The 25,289-nt window shown below is 46.9% G+C and carries 27 protein-coding genes; 17 read left to right on the top strand and 10 right to left on the bottom strand.

Going from position 1 to position 25,289, the window contains the following annotated elements; translation table 11 throughout:
• Positions 1–187, top strand: a 187-nt coding sequence (locus tag EKO24_RS22795) for a hypothetical protein (RefSeq protein WP_206667215.1), incomplete at its 5' end; no start/stop codon positions are given.
• Complete coding sequence (locus tag EKO24_RS05565) at positions 156–1,742, top strand: sulfatase-like hydrolase/transferase (protein WP_206667214.1); 1,587 nt, start codon at positions 156–158, stop codon at positions 1,740–1,742. The genes EKO24_RS22795 and EKO24_RS05565, both read left to right, overlap by 32 nt.
• A gap of 66 nt (positions 1,743–1,808) precedes the next feature.
• Here the strand turns inward: EKO24_RS05565 and EKO24_RS05560 are convergent, their stop codons facing one another.
• Both EKO24_RS05560 and EKO24_RS05555 read right to left on the bottom strand, forming a co-directional pair.
• A complete protein-coding gene (locus tag EKO24_RS05560; protein WP_127026880.1) occupies positions 1,809–5,480 on the bottom strand; it encodes a fused MFS/spermidine synthase in 3,672 nt (1,223 codons plus the stop codon).
• A 351-nt stretch (positions 5,481–5,831) separates the two neighbouring features.
• The gene (locus EKO24_RS05555; RefSeq protein WP_127026879.1) at positions 5,832–6,275 is read right to left on the bottom strand and encodes a pilin; all 444 of its coding nucleotides are present in this window, start codon (positions 6,273–6,275) and stop codon (positions 5,832–5,834) included.
• A gap of 252 nt (positions 6,276–6,527) precedes the next feature.
• On the opposite strand from EKO24_RS05555, the gene EKO24_RS05550 reads away from it, so the two are divergent.
• Positions 6,528–6,986, top strand: coding sequence for a tetratricopeptide repeat protein (locus EKO24_RS05550; RefSeq protein ID WP_161990574.1), 459 nt, complete (start codon positions 6,528–6,530; stop codon positions 6,984–6,986).
• Positions 6,987–7,037: 51 nt separating this feature from the next.
• Here EKO24_RS05550 and EKO24_RS05545 read toward each other — a convergent pair whose 3' ends face one another.
• From EKO24_RS05545 to gatC, 8 genes are all read right to left on the bottom strand, one after another.
• The gene (locus tag EKO24_RS05545; RefSeq protein ID WP_127026877.1) at positions 7,038–7,424 is read right to left on the bottom strand and encodes a type II toxin-antitoxin system VapC family toxin; all 387 of its coding nucleotides are present in this window, start codon (positions 7,422–7,424) and stop codon (positions 7,038–7,040) included.
• Positions 7,421–7,645: a hypothetical protein gene (locus EKO24_RS05540; protein WP_127026876.1), complete on the bottom strand. Its 225-nt coding sequence runs from the start codon at positions 7,643–7,645 to the stop codon at positions 7,421–7,423. Before EKO24_RS05540 ends, EKO24_RS05545 begins: the two co-directional genes overlap by 4 nt.
• A gap of 143 nt (positions 7,646–7,788) precedes the next feature.
• On the bottom strand, positions 7,789–8,229 hold the full coding sequence (locus tag EKO24_RS05535; RefSeq protein WP_127026875.1) for a nucleotidyltransferase substrate binding protein: 441 nt from the start codon (positions 8,227–8,229) through the stop codon (positions 7,789–7,791).
• The gene (locus tag EKO24_RS05530) at positions 8,226–8,555 is read right to left on the bottom strand and encodes a nucleotidyltransferase domain-containing protein (RefSeq protein WP_161990573.1); all 330 of its coding nucleotides are present in this window, start codon (positions 8,553–8,555) and stop codon (positions 8,226–8,228) included. Before EKO24_RS05530 ends, EKO24_RS05535 begins: the two co-directional genes overlap by 4 nt.
• A gap of 108 nt (positions 8,556–8,663) precedes the next feature.
• Positions 8,664–10,100 (bottom strand): Asp-tRNA(Asn)/Glu-tRNA(Gln) amidotransferase subunit GatB, encoded by a 1,437-nt coding sequence (gene gatB / locus EKO24_RS05525; protein WP_127026873.1) that lies wholly within the window; start codon positions 10,098–10,100, stop codon positions 8,664–8,666.
• 18 nt (positions 10,101–10,118) lie between these two features.
• Positions 10,119–10,724: a Uma2 family endonuclease gene (locus EKO24_RS05520; RefSeq protein ID WP_127026872.1), complete on the bottom strand. Its 606-nt coding sequence runs from the start codon at positions 10,722–10,724 to the stop codon at positions 10,119–10,121.
• A gap of 12 nt (positions 10,725–10,736) precedes the next feature.
• Positions 10,737–12,188 carry an Asp-tRNA(Asn)/Glu-tRNA(Gln) amidotransferase subunit GatA gene (gene gatA / locus EKO24_RS05515; protein ID WP_127026871.1) on the bottom strand — a complete coding sequence of 484 codons (1,452 nt, stop codon included), beginning with the start codon at positions 12,186–12,188 and terminating at the stop codon, positions 10,737–10,739.
• A 17-nt stretch (positions 12,189–12,205) separates the two neighbouring features.
• On the bottom strand, positions 12,206–12,493 hold the full coding sequence (gene gatC, locus EKO24_RS05510) for an Asp-tRNA(Asn)/Glu-tRNA(Gln) amidotransferase subunit GatC (RefSeq protein ID WP_127026890.1): 288 nt from the start codon (positions 12,491–12,493) through the stop codon (positions 12,206–12,208).
• A gap of 130 nt (positions 12,494–12,623) precedes the next feature.
• Between gatC and EKO24_RS05505 the strand changes: the two genes are divergently transcribed.
• From EKO24_RS05505 to EKO24_RS05440, 14 genes are all read left to right on the top strand, one after another.
• Positions 12,624–13,667 carry a rod shape-determining protein gene (locus EKO24_RS05505; protein ID WP_127026870.1) on the top strand — a complete coding sequence of 348 codons (1,044 nt, stop codon included), beginning with the start codon at positions 12,624–12,626 and terminating at the stop codon, positions 13,665–13,667.
• A gap of 302 nt (positions 13,668–13,969) precedes the next feature.
• Positions 13,970–14,884, top strand: coding sequence for a rod shape-determining protein MreC (gene mreC, locus EKO24_RS05500; protein WP_241674403.1), 915 nt, complete (start codon positions 13,970–13,972; stop codon positions 14,882–14,884).
• Entirely contained in the window at positions 14,877–15,359 is a 483-nt protein-coding gene (gene mreD, locus EKO24_RS05495; RefSeq protein ID WP_162853328.1) for a rod shape-determining protein MreD, read from the top strand. The genes mreC and mreD overlap by 8 nt, the downstream gene beginning before the upstream one ends.
• Before the next feature lie 16 nt (positions 15,360–15,375).
• Positions 15,376–17,232, top strand: coding sequence for a penicillin-binding protein 2 (mrdA, locus tag EKO24_RS05490; RefSeq protein WP_127026868.1), 1,857 nt, complete (start codon positions 15,376–15,378; stop codon positions 17,230–17,232).
• Entirely contained in the window at positions 17,213–18,346 is a 1,134-nt protein-coding gene (rodA, locus tag EKO24_RS05485) for a rod shape-determining protein RodA (RefSeq protein ID WP_127026867.1), read from the top strand. Before mrdA ends, rodA begins: the two co-directional genes overlap by 20 nt.
• Before the next feature lie 113 nt (positions 18,347–18,459).
• On the top strand, positions 18,460–19,458 hold the full coding sequence (gene mltB / locus EKO24_RS05480; protein ID WP_127026866.1) for a lytic murein transglycosylase B: 999 nt from the start codon (positions 18,460–18,462) through the stop codon (positions 19,456–19,458).
• Complete coding sequence (locus tag EKO24_RS05475) at positions 19,455–20,249, top strand: septal ring lytic transglycosylase RlpA family protein (RefSeq protein ID WP_127026865.1); 795 nt, start codon at positions 19,455–19,457, stop codon at positions 20,247–20,249. Before mltB ends, EKO24_RS05475 begins: the two co-directional genes overlap by 4 nt.
• A 38-nt stretch (positions 20,250–20,287) precedes the next feature.
• Positions 20,288–21,457 (top strand): D-alanyl-D-alanine carboxypeptidase family protein, encoded by a 1,170-nt coding sequence (locus EKO24_RS05470; RefSeq protein WP_127026864.1) that lies wholly within the window; start codon positions 20,288–20,290, stop codon positions 21,455–21,457.
• Between the two features lie 37 nt (positions 21,458–21,494).
• Positions 21,495–22,346, top strand: coding sequence for a D-amino acid aminotransferase (locus EKO24_RS05465; RefSeq protein WP_127026889.1), 852 nt, complete (start codon positions 21,495–21,497; stop codon positions 22,344–22,346).
• On the top strand, positions 22,339–22,602 hold the full coding sequence (locus EKO24_RS05460) for a YbeD family protein (protein ID WP_127026863.1): 264 nt from the start codon (positions 22,339–22,341) through the stop codon (positions 22,600–22,602). The genes EKO24_RS05465 and EKO24_RS05460 overlap by 8 nt, the downstream gene beginning before the upstream one ends.
• 185 nt (positions 22,603–22,787) lie before the next feature.
• The gene (gene lipB / locus EKO24_RS05455; RefSeq protein ID WP_127026862.1) at positions 22,788–23,393 is read left to right on the top strand and encodes a lipoyl(octanoyl) transferase LipB; all 606 of its coding nucleotides are present in this window, start codon (positions 22,788–22,790) and stop codon (positions 23,391–23,393) included.
• The gene (lipA, locus tag EKO24_RS05450; protein WP_127026861.1) at positions 23,390–24,346 is read left to right on the top strand and encodes a lipoyl synthase; all 957 of its coding nucleotides are present in this window, start codon (positions 23,390–23,392) and stop codon (positions 24,344–24,346) included. Before lipB ends, lipA begins: the two co-directional genes overlap by 4 nt.
• A gap of 124 nt (positions 24,347–24,470) precedes the next feature.
• Positions 24,471–24,707: a type II toxin-antitoxin system Phd/YefM family antitoxin gene (locus tag EKO24_RS05445; RefSeq protein ID WP_127026860.1), complete on the top strand. Its 237-nt coding sequence runs from the start codon at positions 24,471–24,473 to the stop codon at positions 24,705–24,707.
• On the top strand, positions 24,689–25,087 hold the full coding sequence (locus EKO24_RS05440; protein ID WP_161990572.1) for a type II toxin-antitoxin system VapC family toxin: 399 nt from the start codon (positions 24,689–24,691) through the stop codon (positions 25,085–25,087). The genes EKO24_RS05445 and EKO24_RS05440 overlap by 19 nt, the downstream gene beginning before the upstream one ends.
• The last annotated feature ends 202 nt before the right edge of the window (positions 25,088–25,289 follow it).

Raw genomic sequence — 25,289 nt, 5'->3', positions numbered from 1 at the left:
AGGTTATCGCCACGTTCATCACCGGCTTTATGCCCGGCAAAGACCTGCTCAATCCACAATATTAACCAGCGGTCAATGCGTAACTTCTATAGAAAATAAAGATGAAGTCAAACCATGGATTTATTGGAAGATTGTTTTTGTTGAACGCGTGGTTTGTGCCAGCATTACTGACAACATATTCTTTTAGCACTCGAGAAGACGTTTTGATTGCAGTAGTTGCGGCCTTGAGTAGCGCTGGATGCGTGGCGTTTTTTCCGCGAGGATGGAAAGCCGCTTGCATCTTAACAATACTAGCACTCCCTTTTACTTTATGGTGGTGCGGAGCTGCTGCCGTAGGCGGAGCCGGACCTGATTTTGAAACGGCGATTGCTGCTTTCAACACCACTGTAGAAGAAGCATATGGAGCCGCCAATTTTGTTGCCCGACTTCCAGAATTTTGGGCGACAATAAGTTTTCATCTAACATATCTTGGAGCCGCCTGCTTTTATGCCTTTAAAAAAACCTCCAACACTTACGAAGCCCAAAGGAGCAACGGATTTTTTCTGATTTTTTTACTTCCTCTCGTGTTAGGAGCTTGTGCAGGGCGAAAAGAATTGGAAGTAGCTGGGATCGCTACGCCACTAGTAGGATGCGCCAAGATTGCCATAAAAGCGATTAAATCTGAAAAAGAAAGTCAAGTCACTGGTGGAATCGAGTTAAAGGGCGTTGTGATGGCGTCTCATAAATATGTTCGCCAGAAAGCCGAACATACTGTCAACGTAGACAAAGCGGTGCTAGCTGTATTCATTATTGGGGAAAGCGTTAGAGCTGATGCAATGGGCCCACAAACCGCAAATCGCGGACCGTGGAGCAAAGCTCTCAACGACCGCATTAATGCAGGATTGGGAGTGTGGCTTCCAAAAACCTGCGCTTCTTCTAATTTAACGCTTAATTCGGTTCCTATGTTGCTAACCATGACCGACGCACTACATCGCGGCGATCAAATTGTTAAGCCGACAGTATTAGGGGTACTGAAAGAAGCGGGGTTTAAAACCGGCTGGTTCGCTAACAACAGTGGAGGCTGGGAAGCGGCTGAAAGAGGCCATGATGTTTATGCTGGAAGCGTGAATGTCGACCCTGATAATTCTTTCGCAACGCAGACCAACATAAGCAAATTCTTTTTGGATGATGGGTTAATTCAGCCCGCCAAAGAGTTTGCCGACGCAAACGCGGGGAATCCAAGAGCTGAGATAATCCATATGATTGGCAGCCATGCGCACTATGTCAATAATTACCCAGCCAATGCCTTTGCAGCACAACCGACCAACTTAAGCTCTAACGAATTGCTTGAATTGCAATACCAAAGAGCAACGGAATACGGAACAAAAAACATCCTTGAAATGTCCAACATTCTCGATGAAAGCAGAGACCCTGCGTTCCTGGTTTTTACAAGCGACCATGGCGAGAATTTACCAAGCGACAACAACGGCGCTTTGATGCACGGAAATCGGGTTACTCAACAAGATGGACATGTTGCTGCATTTATCCTATGGAACAAGGCATTTGTCGAAACCCACAGAACTGACTTAATAAAACCACTACTGAGCGCGCCAGAAATCGCCCACATAGATGTTGCTAAAATTTTCTTGGCATTAGCTGGAATATCCGACAATCCGATAGAACCGTCGAAACCTATTATCTGGGCAACTCTAGGTTCTGGAGCGCCATGGAGAGCAATAACTTGTAGCGATATCGCTACGTAACTCAAACCGATTCATGCATATCAAAAAAACGACCGAAGCTAAGCTATTTTAATTGAACCAACTAAATTACATCTGCTTAAATTGCCCGAAAAAAGCTCTATTCTGGTTTACAGACTGCTCAGCATTTAATGAATTCCCCCTTGGGGTGTGATATTCAAGGAACAAATTATCATCCGTCGATAACCAGTAATTTTCCGGCACATTATTAGCGGTCAACATCTTATCAATTGCTGATGGTGATAGCAGAGCATTATTCAGCAGTTTCTCCGCGCCTTGTCCATAAATTTGTAATAATGCCGTTAGATTTGTATTTTTATTTAATTGACTAGCATTCTCTAGACTAGGCTTACGCGTTGAGTCATTAGTAGCAATAATCATCCCTTGACCGCCAATTTCATAAAGCCAAACATAATTGAATTCAGCACGAACAGAACCAATAATATGCAACATATCCAATGTATCTAAATGATGTAATTGCACCCATTGTTGTAATACACCGTCTGGCTTCAATCGTTGCTTAGCCAATTGGTAAAACTCTTGATTGTATAAAGATGCAGCTCCTGCAAACCAAATAGATGTTAGCTCCAACCCAATCACGTCGTATTTTTTACTTTGTAACAACAAGAAATTTCGACCATCCGTTATATAAGTATTTACGCCATTTTTTTCAGTTACCCGATCATTAATGTCATAAAAATAACGATTGGCTAAAGTAATTACATCCGAGGACAAATCAACAATATCCAAATGCGAAAAGCCGGCTGCTTTTAACGTCCGTGAAGTCATGCCGGTTCCATAGCCAATCACCAATGCTTGTTCCCGTTTTGATGTATGTAGTAATGGTGATAACGCAAAACCAACCTGAGCTTGCACCTCGCCTTTTTCAGCATTATTGCCTTGAAATTTTCCATTGGTCAGTAGTGTTAAAATACTTTCTCCGGTAACGGGGCTTTTATTTTTAACTACCGTGGTTAAACCGCCATCAACACTCTCAGCGTGGTCAATAACCTCTCCCCAACCTGTTGCCTGAAAATAAACATTGGCGCCGCTTGCTAACGCCTGATAATTCAGTGTCTTTGGCTGCATAAAAAACAACCCACCCACAAGCATAATCATCGCCGAAGCCCAAACACGTCGATTCCAAGGCGAAATTATCAACAGAACAAACCCTAGCAGAAAGCTTATAGACGCTAAGATTTGTAGAGATTTAAGTACGCCCAGCCAAGGCAGCAGCAAAAAAGCGCCGAATAATACCCCAACAATATTACCAAAAGTATTTAGGGCGGCAGCATTACCAAACATGGAAATACCCTGCCCTTGAGGGCTGTTTTTATCAATAATTTCCATTGCAACAGGATAAATCATGCCAATAATTAAAGCCGGGGGGAACATTGCAAACCAGCAAACAATGCCCCGAATAGTTTCTCGAGCACCAAAACCCAAAGTAATCGGATAACTTCCATAAACTGCAAAATTGCTAGGCATGCCGTCCCATTGAAAAATACCAATTAAAATCAACGAACCCAATGCCAACTCCAACACGCCTAATAGCCCAAGCAGTGACAACGCCGTTTTTAATAATTGTCTAGCCAACTCTGCACCAGCGGCCAAACCTAACAAAAAGGTAAACAGCATTAATGAAAATGCATAAGTACTGTTTCCCGCGACAACAGCCAAAAGCTGCATATAATTGATTTCCAAAATCAGAGTTCCGGCTCCACCCACGCCCAACACCAACAAAGCGGCATACAAATGCCTTAGATTAGGTGATGTTGAAAGGCGTAAAACCTCTATCTTAGCAGCGATTGAGAATGAAAATTCACGATCAGCCAAGATAAAACGCTTATGATATTCAATCCCCAACAGTGCAACTATTAAATTAAGGACCGTACATAAAAAGGTGGTATTTATTATCCCCAGGGAAGGCAAGATCAGGTAACCCGCCAATAGAGCCCCTGAAGCAGCCCCCAAGGTATTCGATCCATACAAAACCGCCACCGATTGACCGCAACTTTGTTGAAATCGATTAAAACCCTTCACCAATAAAGGCAATGTCATACCCATCAGCACGGTAGGCAACAGTAAAGCTAAGCTGCCCAGAGCAACACGCAGCACCACCAGAATCTCAGCATCAGCGGGCAAATCGCCGGCCCAACTCACATAAAGGCTCTTAATCATCCCAAACCAGAAAGGCGTTGCAATGCAATATAACGCAATACCGAGTTCACAATAAGCATAGAGCAAAACTGTGTCCGCTCGTTTTTGCGCTATCTTTCCACCAAGCCAAGCCCCTAAAGCCATGCCGCCCATATAGACGGCAAGCACTGTATAGGTAGCCGTGGCCTGCCCGCCGAAAGTCAATGCCAGTATCCTCGCAAATAGCACTTCATAAATCAGGCCGGCAAAGCCCGAAATAAAAAATAAAACCAATAAAGGCTTAGCAGGGTTATCAAGCAACCGGGTTTTAAATTCAAACAAGCCAACAAAAATGGGAAGTGGAGTTTGACGTGGTAACCAGATCACATAAGCGCTTAGTTGCCGATAAGCCCATAAACTGCTTGCCATGGTGGCAAGGGAGATTAGCCAAATAAGACCGGGGAAAGCTTCAAATATAGGAAGCCCCCAACGCACAATGGCGACGAACAACAACCAATTGCCTATGCCGATTAGTATGGTTCTATTTCTCCATAAACGACCATGATTATTAACAGACATGCATAGCGCTTGTGCAGCAAAGGCAAAGTTGAACCCAGCAACAAGGTCGATTAAGTAATGCTCTCCCAAACCAAGAGTCGCCAGAACAATCAAAAACAATAGAACGGAAAAAAAACCGGTTAGTAAACGCTGTCTAAAATGGATCACGTTAAGCAACATCAAAAATGTCCAACCGAAATGCAAGGAGGGCATGCCATTGCGTGGCGCAGGGCCAACTAAGGTGGGGTATTTAGCAACGCTATCCAGACCATTCGCTAAGCTTGGAAATTGATTACCCAAAAGATAGTGAGGACCTGATATCGGGCAAAGGTGGTAACCAATAGTCCCTAAAATACCGGAAATAACAAGAACAACTATTATGTTGGCCGGAGGACAGCGCTCGCTTTTGGCTTGGTAGGCATAAACAATTGAGAATCCTACCGGCATAAAAGAATAAGCATATTTAGCCATTATCTTAATGGCGTAAAAATGATCGAATAATTTACCCATTAAAAGACTAGGTTGAAAACCAAAATTTTGATCAATATGCAACGCCACACTATCGAAAGTAATGGGATGCAATTTTACGGTGAGATCTAAAAAGCTATACGCGATTACTCCGTAAAACAATCCCGCTATGCCTGCCGTTAACAGATCAAGAGATTGGTTATAGGAGCGATTTAATTTGGAATTGCGGTTCGCGTCGATAATTAAGGTAACGAGAGATACAAGGCCAAACCAGAAAAAGAAAATAAATTCCCAATTCAACCACTTAAATTCGCCATTTAATTTTAAGAATGCATAGTGCAAAAATACACCCGTAAAAGAAATCAAAATTGCTTTATAGGCATCTTTTAGCTGGTTGCGAGAAAAAAAATACAGTGCAAAAAAATGTATCAACATGCCACCAACATTTTCTGGACTGGTTAAAATAAATAAAACGGCAGTAATTGGTGCTTGGCAAAGACCTGTAATCGATAACAGACTGCCAATGATAAAAATTAAAATTGAAAGCTTTAGCGCAAAACCAGAATCTAACCGCATAATTAAAACTATTGTTTTTCAGTAGAGAATAAAAATACTTTATAGCTATATGCCCAGGCACACCATAAGAATGACTTAAACATTTTAGGTCTTAGATAAACAAAGCGGATTTAGCAAATAACTAGGAATCCCGACTCTCAATCCTTTCAACTTAACCCTAGCCACTTCCCAATATCGTTAAACTCCATTCAAGCTTAATTTGAATCTAAGAATTTAATTTAGCTGAATAAAGTAGAGGCCATTCAGTCGAGTGCTTATATATAAAAACCACCCAACTCCATGAAGAATTGAGTGGTTTCTGAGACTCGGATTAAAAGCGTAATACGCTAACTAATCTGATTCGCATGGCTATTAGCAAAGACCTAGCGATTTGCAACCACTAGCACTATCACTCCAATTTACTTTACCATTAGCGTCTACAGTAGGAGTTAATACATATGTAGCAGATGCAGCTATGCCATTATTACCATTAGGCGTGACTGTAATTAAGCCTGATGATGTTGTAACTGATGTAATATTACCAACAGATGTTAAGTCAGCAGGAACGCCATTAGACCCGGCAGTACAACCGCTAAGCGCGGCTCCTGAAGCAATACCCAATGTTTGGGCGCAAACTTCAACGGCTGTTTTTGGTGCCGTTGCCGCCATAACTATTTCAGTGAAACGTGCTTTTGTGGTGTAGTTTTTATATGCTGGCAGCGCAATCGACGCCAAAATACCAATAATCGCCACAACGATCATTAATTCGATTAAGGTGAAACCTTGTTGTGATTTTTGCATAGATAATGTGTTCATGGATAACTCCTCTTAGTTAAAAATAGACTGCGCTAAAAACAAGAGCATAAGCTATGCCATCCTTTCAGCACATTATCCACAACTATTAATAATCGCTTTTGAAACAATTGATTAGTTTTTATCAGCCAAAACTAATAACCCGCCTCTACCATCAGAAAAACGAAATGCCTGTCAAAAAGCCCTGCCATGATAGAATGCCGGTTAAAAAGCCCTGCCAAACATATTGATCTTATTTTCACCAACGGATTCAACATGCAATACGTCAGCCTTCAAGCAGCCACGACACTAACTGAATGGAGCGAACGGACAATAAGACGCCGTCTTGCTGACGGCAGTTTAAGATGCGCTACGGATAATGACGCTTACTATAAGACAATGATCTGCTTCGATTCGATCAAACACGACATTTGCATCCCTCTTAAACCAGATGATATTGAGCTTATTAAAAGCGCCGATTCCGGAGATGCAAAAGCGCAAAACGATTTGGCTCTGCTGTTTTTAGAACACAGTAAATTGAAAAGCGCTGTTTATTGGCTGGAATTGGCGGCAAAACAAAATCTTACCGATGCGATGCACTTACTGGGACGTTGCTATTTGGAGGGTAACGGCTTGCCTAAAGACGACAGCCTTGCGATGATGTGGATTGCCAAGGCGGCTTCACTGGGCCATCCGATAGCGCTTGCGCAGATTCAGTCGATACGTCCGACTTAAAGTATAAGAATATACAGAACAGCTCTTTAAAACCGGTTATCACGACCAAACTCACCACACAACCTGTACTGAATAATTAGAAAACGCATGATCAACCGTAACAATCATCATGTCTTCAATAATTGCCTGAGCAATTATAATGCGGTCAAATGGGTCTTTATGGTGTTGAGGTAATTTTTCCAAATAACCGATATGCGACAATTCTATCGGTAATATTTGGATGTTATTTTCCAGTTGGTTTTTGCTCACCAATTCTCCAATAGGTATGGCTAACGTTAATTTACCCAATTGACTTTTAATTTGTATTTCCCATGGAGAGGCCGTGCTTAAATAAAACTCATGCTCGCCCGAACTGCATAACGCCTTCACCGTTTCGGAAAGCCGCGCCATATCATCGTTAAGCCAAAGAAAGGCATGCGTGTCGAGCAATAGCTTCATAGTCGCCCTTCTAACCAAAAACTATCGGGCAAGGGTTCATTAAAATCATCGCTCATCTGTATTTTTCCTTTAAATAAACCTAATGTTATCGGTTTTACCAGTCGCTCCGGCTCTTCATAGATAATAATAACTTTAGCTTTGCGTGCATGAATGGTTTCAGGTAATTGCAAATGAATTTGACGATTGCTGTCAATTTCCACGGGTAATTCGATGGCATGCATAGTTGTTTTCCTCCGAGCAGTAAGATGTGTGAATTGCAACAAACTCAAGCGACATCATTCAGTTTATTCAATAAATTATGGAGTCTCTAAAAATCGGTTACCTCTATGGTTCAACAGGGTTCACCACGAAAGCAACCAATTGTTTAATCAAAACTCAGCTGCTTCATTTTTTTGTCCAATTGACTGAGTTCATTATAAAAGTCTCCGCATATCAACTCGTACATTTCCGCCATTTTCTCAGGCACGTAGTCATGTACTATTCTATTGCGCAAATCCCTCATTTCCAGCCAAATATCGATATTTGTCACCAAACCAAGCTTTTCCATTCGATTTAGACCGTCCCTTAAAGTCTGGCTCTGTTCCGCTTGCAGGTAATATTCGTAAGTTCTAAAGTATTTAATGGCTACTTCAACAGTCCGGATAAAACGGTCGCTTAACGCATCGTAAGGCTCCAATTCATCGGCGGAATAAACCTTCTCCGGGTCGAAACGTTGTAGTTTTTCCACACTGGCTTTTAACAACAGATACGTTTTCCGGAATTTTTCCTTGGCAATAAGCAATTGCTGGGCGTTGACTTGACTCATATATTCGATAGCGGCATCTTGTCAATGGATTGCACAAATAAAGCTTGTTCTTCTGTCATTTGCCGGGGATTTATGACGAGGACATCCAGCTTTTCTTCGCAATGTTTAAAAAAATCCCGTGTGATTTTTCGCGACAGTTCAAACCCCGGTTGCTGAGAAAAAATCAATAAATCAATATCGCCACCTCGCTTTGCATCGTCAACCCTAGAACCGAATAAATAGGCTTCATCGCCTTGTTTTAAATTTTGAAAAGCAATTTTTAAGGCTTTTTTTTGTGTTTGATCAAGCCGCACAATAAATCTCCAAGATTCAAAGCCGGAGTGCAAGCTTCGCCTAATGCGCCTACTTTTGGTGCTTGTAAAGCAGGCGAAGCCTGCACTCCAAAATACCTGAAAACTTTAGTCCGATGACTTATGAGGCGCCATGCTCCCTGGTTACTTTAATTTGTCTTTAAGCATTTTATTGACCTCGCCGGGATTTGCCTTACCCTGCATTTCCTTCATCACCTGCCCGACAAAAAAGCCGAAGACTTTATCCTTACCGCTACGGTATTGCTCAACCTGATCCTGGTTGTCGGCGATAATTTTGTCGATAATAGCCTCAATCGCACCGGTATCGGTAATCTGCTTCAAACCTTTGGCTTCGATGATTTCATCGGCCGTAGCTGTCCCTTGCCACAACTCCTCGAACACCTGCTTGCCGATTTTTCCGGAAATGGTGTCGTCGCCGATGCGCTTTAACAAACCGGCTAGGCGCTCGTAACTGACCGGCGAATCGATAATTTCAAGGCCGGCTTTATTAAGCGCCGCCAAAAGGTCTCCGGTCACCCAGTTAGCGCACATTTTGGCGACGCAACCCGATTCTTTAACGACCGTTTCAAAATAGTCGGCCAGCGAACGCGAGGATGTCAGTATCGTGGCGCTTTCTTCATCCAGCGCATAATCGTCTTTAAAACGCTGTTTTTTCGCCTGCGGCAATTCGGGCAACTGGGCTTTTATTTGCGTTTTAAAATCTTCACCAATCAGCACCGGCAATAAATCGGGATCGGGAAAATACCGGTAATCATTAGCCTCTTCCTTGCTGCGCATGGACCGGGTTTCGTCCCTGTCCGCATCGTATAAGCGGGTTTCCTGGACCACAGTGCCGCCGCTTTCTATTAGATCTATCTGTCTCTCGACTTCGTGATTGATGGCTCTTTCGACAAACCTGAACGAGTTGATATTTTTAAGCTCCGTCCGGGTGCCGAATTCTTTTTGACCTTTGGGACGCACCGATACGTTGGCGTCGCAGCGAAACGAGCCTTCCTGCATATTGCCGTCGCAAATCCCCAGATAGCGCACCAGTTCATGCATGGTTCTCATATAAGCCACGGCTTCTTTAGCTGAGCGCATATCCGGCTCGGACACGATCTCCAGCAACGGCGTTCCGGCACGGTTTAAATCGATTCCGGTCAAGCCGTGAAAATTGCCGTGCAACGATTTACCCGCATCTTCTTCCAAATGCGCGCGAGTAATGCCGATGCGCTTGTTGACGCCGTCAACATTAATATCCAAATGACCGTTACCGACAATCGGCAGGTCCATCTGGCTGATTTGGTAGCCTTTAGGCAAGTCCGGATAAAAATAGTTCTTTCTGGCGAACACTGAATACGGAGCAATGTCCGCTTCAATCGCCATACCGAAAATAACCGCCATGCGCACGGCTTCTTCATTTAATACCGGCAATACGCCCGGCAAACCCAAATCAACGGCGCACGCCTGGGTATTCGGTTCCGCGCCGTAAGCGGTGGAAGCGCCGGAAAAAATCTTTGATTTGGTGGCGAGCTGGGCATGAATTTCCAAGCCGATTACGATTTCCCATGATGTATTCATTATGTTGTTCCTTTGTGACTATTCGGCAAATACTTCCGCCAAATCAATCTGTAGTTCGGGGAAAAGAGAAGGGGTTGCGATGTCGTCACCGGCGTGCATGGCGAACAATTGATATTTCTCACTGTCCCGATCCAGCACAAACTGATAAACCGCCTGTTCGTAGGGATATACCAGCCAGTATTCGGTAACACCGTTTTCCTGGTAAAGATCGTATTTAAGACGCATGTCTTTCTTGCTGTTGCCGGGCGAGAGCACTTCGATAATCCAATCCGGCGCGCCGTTGCAGCCTTGTTCGGTGAGTTTGTCTTCGTCGCAGATGACGCATAAATCAGGCTGGACGACGCTATACACATCCTGGTCCGCCAGTTTCGATTTTTTGCTGTTATATAGTTTGACGTCAAACGGGGCAACAAAAACTTGGCAAGACTTATGTTTAAAATAATTGCCGATACTCAGCAACATATTCCGCGAAATGCGCTGGTGCTTCAAGTTCGGCGCAGGCGACATCGCCATGATCTTGCCCCTGATCAGCTCGACCGTTTCCTCCAGCTGCCAAGTCAGGTAATCGGCATAGCTGTAAGTGGCGTTTAAATCCAATTGCGAGAGTTCTGTGATTTTCGTCATAACAGTTTCTCCTTATTCAAAACCTTTTGGTGCTTGTTGATGCCAATCGGTGATTTGTTGATACTGATGAGCGATATTCAATAATCTATCCTCGGCAAAATAATTACCGATGATCTGCAAGCCTACCGGCATGCCGTTAGCAAACCCGGCCGGAACCGACATGGCCGGAACGCCGGCAAGATTGATCGCAATCGTGTAAATATCGGATAAATACATTTCAATCGGATTACCTATTTTCTCGCCGATGCCGAAAGCGGTTGACGGGGTTACCGGCCCCATAATCACATCAACTTCGGACAGCGCATTTTTAAAGTCTTCGCTGATCAGGCGGCGGATTTTTTGCGCCTTTATATAATAAGCGTCGTAATAACCTGCCGATAGCGCATAAGTTCCCATCAGAATGCGACGCTTAACTTCTTTGCCGAATCCTTCGCCGCGCGAGCGCGTATATAAATCAGCTAAGTCCACTGGATTCTCGCAACGGTAGCCAAAACGCACGCCGTCAAAACGCGACAGATTCGCGGAACACTCGGCAGGAGCAATAACGTAATAAGCGGGAATGGCCAACTTAAGCGTGGGCATCGATACTTCCGTTACTGTCGCGCCTAATTTCCGGTATTCGTTGATAGCGGCTTCAAGCGTTGCCGCCACATCGCCGTTTAATCCTTCACCGAAGAACTCTTTGGGCAGGCCAATTCTCAAGCCTTCAAGACTATTGTTTAAACCTGCCATGTAATCGGGAACAGGCAAATCGACGCTGGTAGAATCTTTCTCATCGAAGCCGGCCATGGTTTGCAACATGATCGCCGCATCTTCGGCACTACGGGTCATCGGCCCGCCCTGATCCAGACTGGAAGCATAAGCGATCATGCCGTAACGCGATACGCGGCCATAAGTCGGCTTCAATCCGGTAATGCCGCAAAGAGCCGCAGGCTGGCGTATCGAACCGCCGGTATCGGTGCCTGTCGCGCAGACCGCAAGCCGAGCTGCAACGGCTGCAGCCGTACCGCCCGATGAACCGCCAGGGACGGTGTTAGTATTCCAAGGATTTTTGACTGCTCCGTAATAACTGGTTTCGTTCGACGAACCCATTGCAAACTCGTCCATGTTTAACTTGCCCAGCATCACCGCGCCGGCATTATTAAATTTCTCTACTACCGTTGCATTGTAGGGCGAAATAAAATTATCGAGCATTTTTGAACCGCAGGTCGTTTTAACGCCTTCCGTACAAAAGATGTCTTTTTGCGCAACCGGAATGCCGGTCAGCAGTTCCGCATCACCCTTTGCTAATCTGGCGTCCGCCGCTTTAGCTTCTTGCAACGCCAAATCTTCGGTAACGGTAATATAGGCATTTAATGAACTGTGTTGTTTGATTCTGTCTAAAAAAGCCGTGGTTAATTCCACGCTTGAGAATTCACCGGAACGCAGTCCCTTGGCTAATTCCGCAATTGATTTATTATGCATAGCTGTTACTTTTCCCTTTATTCAATTACTTTGGGCACTAGATAAAGACCTGCGTCCACTTGCGGCGCGATAGCCTGGAATTTTTCACGCTTGTCCAGTTCAGTTACTGCATCGGAGCGCAATCTTTGGACCTGGTCCATCGGGTGAGCCATAGGCTCGACGCCGTCAGTGTTAAGATCGCTCATCCGCGTCATCAGATCCAACATCCCGGACAAATCTTTTGCATACGAGGCAACGTCTTGCTCCTCGATTCCCAGTCGCGCTAAATGCGCTATTTTCTTCACATCATCCGCCGTTAAAGACACCATTAACTCCCAATAAAAATTTCAGAGGTTCTACTATTATTCTGTTTATAATACTTTATATCTTGCCCAAACACTCGCTTGATTGATAAAGTAATACAATTTTTTATTCCCCCAAAGGATACAGTTAAAAATGTTCAAAAGAATTCGCGGCCTTTTCTCCAACGATCTTGCTATTGATTTAGGAACCGCCAATACATTGATCCATATTCCCGGCCAGGGAATCGTGCTTAATGAACCTTCGGTCGTTGCTATCAAAGAGGACAGAATCCGTGGAGCAAAAACAATTGCCGCTGTCGGTCTTGACGCCAAGCTGATGTTGGGACGAACACCGGGCAACATTACTGCAATCCGTCCGCTAAAAGATGGGGTAATCGCCGACTTTGCAGTCACCGAGCGAATGCTGAGATTTTTTATCGAGAAAGTTCATCAAAGCAAGCTGCTCCGCCCCAGCCCACGTATTTTAATTTGTGTTCCTTGCGGTTCAACTCAAGTTGAACGCCGCGCCATTCGAGAGTCCGCAGCCATGGCCGGTGCTCGCGAAGTTTATTTGATTGAAGAGCCGATGTCGGCAGCTATCGGTGCAGGCTTGCCGGTAGAAGAAGCTTGCGGATCGATGGTTTTGGATATTGGCGGCGGCACATCGGAAGTAGCGGTTATCTCAATAAACGGCATCGTTTATTCCTCGTCTGTCCGTATCGGCGGCGACCGCTTCGACGAAGCTATTATCAATTATGTCCGCAGAAACTACGGCACACTAATAGGCGAAGCGACTGCGGAAAGAATAAAACACGAAATCGGCACCGCTTATCCCGGCAGCGAAGTCAGGGAAATTGAAGTTAAAGGCCGTAATCTGGCAGAAGGCGTGCCGCGTAGTTTTTCGTTAAACAGCAACGAAATTTTGGAAGCGCTACAAGAGCCGCTATCCGGCATCGTTGGCGCGGTAAAATTGGCATTGGAACAAACTCCTCCTGAACTTGGCTCGGATGTAGCGACCCGCGGCATATTTTTAACCGGCGGCGGTGCATTACTGAAAGATATAGACCGTTTGATTGCCGAAGAAACAGGCCTCCCTGTCTATATCGCCGATGATCCGTTAACCTGCGTTGCCCGAGGCGGCGGCATGGTTCTGGAAATGCTCGATAAAAAAGGAGTTTCAACCTTTTCCTTAGAGTAACGATGTTTATTCTTTAAATCATGTATTTTGGCAGCAATAAAGTCCATAAGTTGAGTTACGACTGCACAGGCAACTCCATACAAAATCTGCATCCTTCCATCTTGCAGAAAATGCAGTAACAGCGGCTACTGAATAGCCGGTACGCTTCTCTTTTTGCGCTGTAACTCAACAGGTGCGACAGCGATTAGCCGGGTTAGGCACGCTAACTCGGTTGACGCACGCTCCCAACATTTTTTAACTGGATAAAGAGGCATCCCGCTATAAAACTTTTATTTGCCACCGGCCCATCCATCAATACCCGTCTGCTTGTCGCCATCGTCGCTTCAGTTGCTTTACTGATAACTGAGCATAGAGGCCATCAACTGGACGCACTTCGAGCCACATTATCGGTTATTGTCGATCCGCTAAAGTACTTGGTGGATTTACCGGCCGTGCTGGTCGATCAAGCCGCCGACTCTGTCAGCTCATATTCGACTTTAAAAAAAGAAAACGCCCGATTACGTGAAGAACAATTCATCGATAAAACCCGCTTGCTTAAATTCGACTCGCTGGAAAAAGAGAACATTCGTTTGCGAGCCTTACTGGAAAACTCTTTCAAACTTGGCGAGCAACTGCTGATTGCAGAATTATTGTCGATTAATACCGCACCCTACGAAAATATCGTAGTGGTTAACAAAGGCACCCGCTTCGGCGTCCATCCTCAGCAGCCGGTACTCGACGCAAACGGAGTTGTTGGACAGGTTTTTCGCGCATTGCCGTTCAGCTCCGAAATCATGTTAATTACCGACCCGAACCATGCCATTCCCGTACAAGTCAATCGCAACGGCTTGTTGACGATTGCTGTCGGCAGCGGCCAGTTGAACAGACTTAATTTGCCTTTTTTACCCAATAATGCCGATATTCGCCCCGGCGACTTACTGATTACATCGGGGTTAGGCGGAACCTTCCCATCGGGTTACCCGGTTGCTGTTGTTGATGATTTCACGCCAATGTCCAACAAGCCTTTTGTCAACATCACCGCCACCCCTAAAGCCATGCTGGACCGTAATAGGGAACTACTGATCGTCTGGAGCGACTCCTCCCCTGTCTCGCTCAGCTCCCCCCCTTCAGCGCAAGAAAAAACGCCCGAAACGAGCCCCAATAATCAGCCCGCAAAGAACAGCTTAAAGCACGAAGCCGCCCCAAAGGCCAGGGCAGGAACAGACAATGATGAATAGCTACTTCGGCTTCGGCCGTATTATTTTGACTATTATCATGGCGATGTGTTTAAGGATTGCGCCTTGGCCCAGTTTCTTACCGAACATAAATCCGGATTGGGTGCTTCTGGCGCTTATTTATTGGGCAATCGCCGTACCGGAACGTATCGGTATTTTTCATGCATGGACAATCGGCTTGCTGACCGATGTGCTAACTGGCAGAGTATTCGGCCAATATGCATTGGCTTACACATTAGTCATCTATCTTTGCCTGATGCTGCATAAACGTTTACGTCAATTTCCATTGCCTCAGCAGGGGTTGTTTATCTTCTCTTGCCTGCTGTTTTCTCAAATGTTGCTTTTCTGGTTAAAAAATATTCAGCATCCCTCACAAATGCACACTTCTTTCTGGCTACCTGTCTTTACCGGCACACTATGCTGGCCCCTGATCTATACAGCACTGCGCCGCGTCCGCTTGTCGGGCCGCACCAAATAAAGATTTCCTGACTGTTATGTCTCGTATCTATACTATTAAGAACAAGTTAGTAGAGAGTCGTTTATTCCTCAACCGTATTATTGCCGCGTTTGTTGTCATACTGTTATTGACCTCGGGCTTAGTCGTGCGCCTGGTTTACCTGCAAATTGTCGGACACGAACATTACGCGACGCTGGCAAAAGACAACAGTATCAAAATCGAACCACTGGTACCGACCAGAGGCATCATTTACGACAGACACGGCAGAGTCTTGGCCGATAATACGCAATCTTTCAGCCTTGAGCTGATTCCCGAACAAATCAGCGACCTTAACGACACATTGCTGCGCCTGCAGAAGCTGCTCAACATCTCCGACGAAAAAATCGACCAATACCAAAAGCAACGCAAACGGCAGAAACGCTTCGTCAGCACACCGTTGCTAATCAGCATGACTGACGAAGAAATTGCCAAATTCGCGGTAGTCAGGCCTTATTTCCCCGGCGTTGACATTCAAGCCCGCCTGGTTAGGCATTATCCCTACGCCGAGCTAACCTCACACGTGATCGGTTATGTGGGACGCATCAACGAAACGGAAATGAAATCCCTCCCTCTTGCCGAATACCGGGGCTCAACCTATGTCGGCAAGATAGGCATAGAAAGCACCTATGAAACCGAACTACACGGCAAGACCGGCTATGCGGAAATAGAAACCAACGTACAGGCGCGCGCGATCAATACAGTAAATTCCGTGCCCCCGGTGCCGGGTGAAAATCTTTATCTGACCCTGGATATCGATTTACAAAAAACCGCTTACGATGCGCTTGGCGATTACAACGGCGCAGTAGTCGCCATCGATATTAAAACCGGCGGCGTACTGGTGTTCGCGAGCCGACCCGGTTTCGACCCCAATCCTTTTGTGATAGGCATTGCCAATGATGCCTATCAGGCCCTGCAATCCTCGGAGGATCAACCGCTTTATAACCGCGCATTACGCGGTTTGTATCCTCCGGGATCAACGATTAAGCCGTTTGTGGGCCTGGCCGGGCTTGAATATAATGCAATAAACACCGAACATAAATTGTTCTGCCCCGGTTATTACCAGTTGCCGAACGTCAGCCATCATTACCGGGATTGGAAAAAAGGCGGGCATGGCTCGGTTAATATGAGCGAAGCCATCACTCAATCGTGCGACGTGTACTTTTACAGCCTCGCGTCCATGCTCGGCATAGACAGGATGCATAGCTTTTTAAAACATTTTGGTTTTGGCGAAAAAACCGGCATTGACTTGGTTGGGGAAAAGCAAGGTTTATTGCCTTCACGCGAATGGAAACGCAGCCGTCGCAATCAATCCTGGTATCCGGGAGAAACACTGATAACCGGGATCGGCCAAGGGTATCTTCAGGTCACCCCGATGCAATTGGCCAAAGCCACCGCGACTCTGGCAAATAAAGGCAAAGTTGTGTCGCCCTTCTTAGTGAAAAACAGTGCAACCTCGAATTCCACTGCTGCCGGAGAGGAAACCCCTTCCGACGACATTACCCTTAAGCCCGAAAATATTAACAGCATCATCTCCGCGATGGTTAATGTTGTTCATGACCCGCACGGCACAGCCAAAGGCATCAACAAAGGCTTAAACTATCAAATCGCCGGCAAAACAGGAACCGCGCAAGTTTTTAATATTAAGCAGGATGCTAAATACAACGAAAACGACATCGACTTCAAATTACGCGACCACGCCCTATTTATTTCTTTCGCTCCAGCCGACGACCCCAAAATTGCAGTTGCCGTCATCGCTGAAAACGGCGGCCACGGCGGCTCAGTCGCAGCCCCCATTGCTGGAGAAGTTATCAAGCAATATTTAAAAGAGAGCAACAATGAAAACGGAAACCCGTAGCGAACAATTCCATCCACCATCGGTTATCGGCAACATCCTCAGAAAGCTGCACATCGACATTCCCTTATTCATCGGTTTATTCCTTATCTCTCTGTTAAGCTTCGTTATCCTCTACAGTGCCGGCGGTCAGGACATGGATGTATTGATGCGCCAAGGCGCGCGCGTCGGATTGGCATTCTTGCTGATGACAGCGTTGGCCCATGTTAATCCCTACCAGTTTAAACGCTATTCGGCAGTGCTTTTCAGTTTTGGAATATTGCTGCTTGTTGCGGTACTGATACTGGGACAATTCGGCAAAGGCGCGCAGCGTTGGCTGGACCTGGGCGTTTTTCGTTTCCAGCCGTCGGAAATGATCAAAATCACCACGCCGATGATGATCGCGTGGTATTTAGCGGAACATTCATTGCCACCCAAAACCAAACAGTTGCTGATAGCCGGCATACTGATCATTATTCCGACCTTATTAATCGCCAAACAACCCGATCTGGGCACCGCATTATTGGTTGCCAGTTCCGGCGCGGCGGTATTGTTTTTTGCCGGTCTGTCCTGGTGGTTTATTCTGGCAATCGCCACCACGTTGGCAGGGCTTACGCCGATACTCTGGCATTTCATGCGTCCTTATCAACGCGACCGGGTACTCACCTTCTTAAATCCTGAAGCCGATCCACTAGGGCGAGGCTACCATATCATTCAATCGAAAATCGCGATCGGTTCCGGCGGTATCTACGGCAAAGGTTGGCTGGGCAGTACCCAATCGGAACTGGACTTTTTACCGGAAAGCTCGACCGACTTTATCTTTGCGGTCTTTGCCGAAGAATTCGGGCTTTTCGGCTGCGTCAGCCTGCTGGTTTTGTACCTGCTGATCATCAGCCGCTGCCTATATATTGCCTCGCAAGCGCAAGACACCTATAGCCGTTTATTAGCCAGCAGCTTGGCTTTTACTTTTTTTGTTTATGTTTTTGTCAACATCGGCATGGTTATCGGCGTACTCCCTGTCGTAGGCGTTCCGTTGCCTTTAATCAGTTATGGCGGCACCTCGATAGTGACGTTGTTGGCAGGCTTCGGCATTCTTATGTCAATTCACACTCATAAAAAGTTTCTGCCGCATTCATAAAAGTAACACAGGCTAAAGGCTAAAAATTGTGAGCGTTTACGTCTCCGATTGATGCCTTAAATTTCTGTTTCACTTAATAAATCCCAAACAAGCTCAAACTCAAGGCTAAAAAGATGCACAAATACAACTTGATGTCCCTGGTCAGAAGCATCCCTCTCACCTTGTTTCTGCTACTCTCCTCCTGCACCGGCACCATAAAAGACACCGAGTCCGTCCATGCCTTTATCGAACAGATGGTAAACAAGCATCAATTCGATGAATCGGAACTTGACGACTTATTCGACACGGTCGAAATCAAACAAGACATCTTGAAAAAAATCACCTCGCCCTCCGAGAGCCTGCCTTGGTATAAATACCGCAAAATCTTCCTGACCGATGCCCGTATCGATGCCGGCGTACAATTCTGGAAGGACAATGCCGCCGCATTGGCTGCCGCGGAACAAAAATATGGCGTCCCCCCGGAAATTATTGTGGCGATTATCGGCGTTGAGACCCAGTTTGGAAAAAATACCGGCAACCACCGCGTCATCGACGCTTTGTCTACACTGGCTTTTGCCTATCCCCCGCGCAGTAAATTTTTTCTCAGCGAATTGGAGAACTTTCTATTGCTTTGCCGCGACGAGCATATAAACCCGGCCGATCCGCTAGGCTCTTATGCCGGAGCAATGGGATTGCCGCAATTCATGCCCAGCAGCTTCAGAACCTATGCTGTTGATTTCAATAATGATAAGCGTAGCGACATCTGGCACGACAACAGCGACGCGATAGCCAGCGTCGCCAACTATTTTGCCCAGCATCACTGGCAAACCGGTAAAACGATTGCCGTTCCCGTTACAACTAAATACGGAAACTATGAACCGGTTCTCAAAAATGACCTTAAGCCGGATTTAAGTATTGCTGAGCTAGAATCGCTCAACTTAATTATTTCGAGGCAATTACCTTTCGACAGTAAAGTGAAACTGCTTAGCTTTGAACAGCCACAAGGCAAAGAGCTTTGGGCGGCATTGGACAATTTTTACGTCATTACCCGCTACAACCGCAGCCCCTTATACGCCATGGCCGTTTACCAGTTAAGCCTATCTATTTTAAATAAAAAAGGCGCATTCCCATGAATAAGATCATCCCGATACTTTTAATTTTTGTTTTATGCAGTTGTACCACCGAACAAGTAAAAACCAGCGACATATCAAACCCGACATCGGTTACAACTGCTCCTTCCAGACATCGTTCAATATTGAATATCGGCAGTTCCGATACCCAGAACACCCCTGACGAAGAAAACCTTTTACCCCGTATTGTCCGTTACCTGAAACAAGGCGTAGCCTCATGGTACGGTCCCGAATTTCACGGCAAGAAAACCGCATCCGGCGAAATATACGATATGTACGCGATGACCGCCGCCCACAAGACCTTACCTATTTCATCTTACGCTCGCGTCACCAATCTCGAAAACCAACGCAGCGTTATCGTCCGTATCAATGACAGAGGTCCTTTCCACGGCGACCGGGTTATGGATCTCTCTTATGCAGCCGCGCAAAAGCTGGATCTCGAAGAATCAGGAACGGGAGCCGTCGAGATCAAGGCTATCCCCCCTGAACAAGCTTTAGCGCAACTGCAAAGAGTCGCAAAAGAACAAGATAAAAGCGTCTATCTGCAAGTAGGTACGTTCGGCAATAAAAAAACCGCCCAGAATTTACAAAACAAAATTGCATCTAACAATTTGCCCCATCCTAAAATACTACCCTCGAAGCACAAAGGTTCTACTTTGTACAAGGTGCAAATGGGACCTATCAAATCGCCGGAGAGCGTCCATAAGTTAAATATACAGCTGGCAAAGCTGGGTATAACTGCGACGCAATTTGTTACAGGAGCCGATCAAAAACAAATCTCCATGATACAATAGAGGCCTGTTTTTACTGAGCCTACCCCCATTAGAGAGCAATGATCCTTCTTAAAAATTTATCCGTTTTATTATTTTTTAGCTTGTTGATTGCCACAACCCCGGCAAACGCAGAAAACGCCGAAATTACAACCCCGGCAGCACCTACCATTGCTGCCAGCGGTTACATCTTAATGAACTATAATACCGGCAAGGTCCTGGCAGAAAACAATGCCGATGTTAAACTTGCCCCTGCCAGTCTTACCAAGATTATGGCGGTTTATGTGGTGTTTCGAGAAATCGCTAATGGACATTTACATTTAGACGACCTGGTCACCATCAGCCAAAAAGCCTGGGAAACGCCCGGTTCGCGGATGTTTGTTGAAGTCGGCAATCAAGTTAAAGTCGAAGACCTGTTAAAAGGCGTCATCATCCAGTCCGGCAACGATGCCAGCGTCGCTTTGGCCGAACACATCGCCGGCGATGAAAGCACTTTTGCGAACATGATGAACCAACATGCCGAACGCCTGGGCATGAAAAACAGCCACTTTGAAGACAGCAACGGCTTGCCTATCGACAATCATTACACCACAGCCCGCGATCTAGCCCTGCTGACCCAAGCGTTAATCAAAGAATTTCCTGACTACTATCGCTGGTTCTCGCAAAAAGAATTCACGTTCAACAACATCGTCCAGCATAACCGCAACCAACTGCTTTCTCGCGACCAGACCGTGGATGGCGTTAAAACCGGGTTTACCGATGCCGCCGGTTATTGCCTGGTCGCATCCGCGTTAAGAAATGACATGCGCCTGATTTCGGTAGTGATGGGTGCGAGCAGCCCCAACGCCCGAGCTAACGAAAATCAAAACCTGCTGAACTACGGTTTCCGCTTTTTCGAATCGCACAAACTGTACCAGGGCAAAACACAGCTGGCCGAAGCCAGAATCTGGAAAGGCGACAGCAAAAACATACCAGTTGGCTTAGCTGAAGATCTTTATGCCTCGATTCCCCGTGGCCACTATGCCGACCTGAAAGCCAGCCTCACGATTGACAAAAAAATTACCGCGCCGGTTAAAGAAGGCACAAAACTGGGCACCGTTAACGTCACGCTTAAAGACGAAGTGGTTAGCAGCAAGGATTTGATCGCTTTAAAATCGGTAGAGCAAGGCAATATTTTTCAGCGGCTCTACGACAGCGCCATGATGATGCTGGAGAAATCGGATGGACAATAAAGCTGAGTTGAGCAGCTTGTCTGCTCAAACGAAACTTATGCCCCTTGAGTATAAAACCGTCTACTTAAATGGTCAGTACCTGCCACTTTGCGACGCCAAAGTATCAGTCATGGATCGCGGCTTTTTGTTCGGCGACGGGATTTATGAAGTTATCCCGTCTTACTCGGGCAAACTGTTCCACTTCCAAGAACACATGAGACGGCTGGAAAACAGCCTGTCTTCGATTCGCGTGCCTAATCCGTATGACAGGGCGCAATGGCTGGAAATCCTGACGCCGTTGCTGGACGCGAATCTGGACCAATATATCTATCTGCAAATTACCCGCGGCGTCTCCGATAAAAGAGATCACGCCTTTCCGGAACATGTCACGCCGACCGTATTTGCAATGTGTTCAAACATCGTCCCCGTTGCCGGCCTGGAGTCCGGCGTAAAAGCCCTCAGCGTCGACGACAGCCGCTGGGAACTGTGCAACGTCAAGGCGACCACATTGCTAGCCAATATTTTGCTCAGACAACAAGCGGTGGAACAAGGCTGCGCCGAAGCGATCCTGGTTAAAGACGGCTATGTGACCGAAGGCGCCGCAAGCAATATATTTGCGGTCATCGACGGCATCCTGATTACCCCGCCGATAGGTAACGAAATATTGCCGGGCATAACCCGCGAAGTCGTTCTGGAACTCGCCGAACAAAACAACATTCCTTACAGCGAAGACATCATTTCGCTAGACGCCTTACAAACAGCCGAAGAAATTTGGTTAACCAGTTCTACCAGGGAAATCGTTCCAGTCGTTCAACTTGATGATGAAATCATTGCAAACGGCAAACCCGGCCCCATATGGCGAGCTATGAATCAACTATTCCAGGCTTATAAGCAGTCATATCATGAGTGAAGAAACCCTTTTAGAATTCCCCTGCCGATTTCCGATCAAGGCAATGGGCAAGAACAACATCGAGCTTGACCTGCTGGTTGTGGAAATCGTGCGCCGCCATGCGCCCGACATTCACGAAGGCGCGGTAAGCACGCGCCCGAGTAAAGACGGCAATTACATATCGGTCACCGTAATCGTCGAAGCGACCAGCAAACAACAATTGGATGCGATTTACCAGGACTTAAGCGGTCATCCGCACGTTTTGATGGCTTTGTAGTTAAAAATAGCACACGGATGACACGGATTTGACTGATTTACACGGATTTGTTGTTATCACTCATTTTGATCCGTGTTTATACCCAAAGGGCATAAGTTTCGTTTGAGCGGACGAGCCGCTCAGCTCAGCTTTATCCACCTAATCCGTGCCATCCGTGTTCCATTGCCTTTTTAGGACCAACCAACTTGCTAGAAATACGCGACTTAGGGTTGCAAGATTACCAATCCACTTGGCAAGCCATGCAGCAATTCACGCAAAACCGCGGCGCCGAGACTGCCGATGAAATCTGGATCACCGAGCACCCTGCCGTTTACACGCTAGGCTTAAACGGCAAACGCGAACACCTGCTGGACACCGGCGACATTCCCGTCGTCAGCTCCGACCGGGGTGGACAAGTGACTTATCACGGTCACGGCCAATTGGTCGTCTACACATTACTGGACATTAAACGCCTGAATCTCGGCGTCCGCCAACTAGTCACAATACTGGAACAAGCAATGATTTCGACGCTGGCCCGGTATAACATCAATGCAGTAGCCCGCGCCGACGCGCCAGGCGTTTACGTGGACGGCAAGAAAATAGGCTCTATTGGCCTGCGCATCAAAAAAAATTGCAGCTACCACGGCCTGAGCCTGAACAACAACATGGACTTGCGCCCGTTCGACCGTATCAACACCTGCGGCTATCCGGGCCTTGAAGTAACCCAACTGGCCGACCTGGGCATGACCGTCGACAACGCCGAACTCGCGGCCCATATTATCGAAGCAATCAACACGGCATTATCGACATGACCTATCAAGCGCCATCCCGCTCCACGCCCAAATCCCACCAGCGCAACGCCGAAAAGCTGGCAAGAATCCCGATCAAAGTCGAGCCTGCCGCAACGCCTTTGCGTAAGCCTGAGTGGATACGCATCAAAGTGCCGGCCGGCAACGAAGTCGGCCGCATCAAACAACTGCTGCGCGAAAACAACCTGCACACCGTCTGCGAAGAAGCCGCCTGCCCCAACCTCGGCGAATGCTTCCAGCACGGCACCGCGACCTTCATGATCATGGGCGACCTGTGCACACGCCGCTGCCCTTTTTGCGACGTCGCCCACGGCAAACCGCTGCCGTTGGACCCGAACGAACCGCAGCACCTGGCCGACGCGATTCAGTTGATGAAATTGAAATACGTCGTCATCACCTCGGTGGACCGCGACGATTTAAGGGACGGCGGCGCCGGCCATTTTGCCGCCTGCATCGGAAAAATCCGCCGGCAAACGCCCGCGACCAAAATAGAAATCCTGGTGCCCGACTTTCGCGGACGCATCGAAAAAGCCGTGCAAATCCTGGCCGAACAGCCGTGCGACGTATTCAACCACAACCTCGAAACCGTGCCCCGGCTATACAAACAAGTCCGCCCCGGCGCCGATTACCAAAGCTCGCTGGACCTGTTGAAACAATTCCACGAAGCCCAACCGCAAGTGCCGACCAAATCCGGCCTGATGCTGGGCGTTGGCGAACAGCCGGAAGAAGTGCATCAAGTCATGAAAGATTTACTGACCCACGGCTGCTCGATGCTGACGATAGGTCAATACCTGCAACCGAGCAAAGCCCATTTGCCGGTGCAAAATTACGTTACGCCGGAACAATTCGCCGAGTATGGGGAGTTTGCCAAAGCTTTGGGATTTAAGCAGGTTGCCAGCGCGCCGATGGTTCGGTCTTCATACCATGCTGATCTTCAGGCTAAATCCGTAATTTAAAAACGCTGTCGCCGGAGTTCGAAGCTTGCTTTGAATTGAGAAAAACTGAGGTTTGACTTAAGTATTGAATGCCCATATACACAGGTATAACATAAAGCCCGTTCATCAAATCGGAGTTCCCATCATGCCTACACGTCTTAGCGCCGCTCGTCTTCACGACGAACTTTTCAGCACCCTCGACCATGTACTCGCCACCGGCGAGCCAGTGGAAATTGAACGTCCCGGCGGCTCGGTGCGGATCGTCCGCGACATCCCCACCCGGCGACTGGCTGGATTAACCCCACATCCCGGCACTATCAACGGCAACCCGGATGATCTAGCCAACCTTTCCTGGAAGCAAGCTTGGAAGCCGTCATTGTAAAAACGCTGTATCTCGACACGCATATTCTGGTCTGGCTTTACCAGGATGGCGCAACTCGGCTTACGCCGTTGGCTGTCCGCACCATTGAGGAGGCGGAACAGCTGCTCATCTCACCCATGGTCGAACTGGAACTGACCTACCTGCATGAAATCTCCCACATTAACTGCCCTGCTTTAAACATACTCGACAGCTTGCGTCGCGATATTGGGCTGGAAACCTGCAAACAACCTTTCGCCGCAGCTGCCGGCGAGGCACTAACGCTCGGCTGGACACGCGACCCTTTCGATCGTCTCATCGTTGCTCAAGCGGCTCATCGAGCTTCGCCGCTGCTGACAGCAGATCAAAACATACGCGAGCATTATTCTGGTGCTATTTGGTAGTTTGGGAAAACATAGCTGGGAATGTGGCAGTCAAAGCAAGTGAACGCATATTTTTTTATGAACGATGCGGTTCGTACCTCACCGCATCTTACCGAACTGAGCCATACCCCACTTCTTACAGCTCAATGCGATCTTGAAACTTTTAACACGCACATCAACTCTAGATGAACATGAATACCGTCAAAATTTAGATTGGACATGA

The organism is Candidatus Methylobacter oryzae (assembly GCF_003994235.2).
In the GTDB taxonomy this organism is placed as follows: Bacteria; Pseudomonadota; Gammaproteobacteria; order Methylococcales; family Methylomonadaceae; genus Methylobacter_A; species Methylobacter_A oryzae.
Note: the sequence above shows the minus strand (reverse complement) of the source record. Positions and strands in the feature narration are given on the sequence as shown.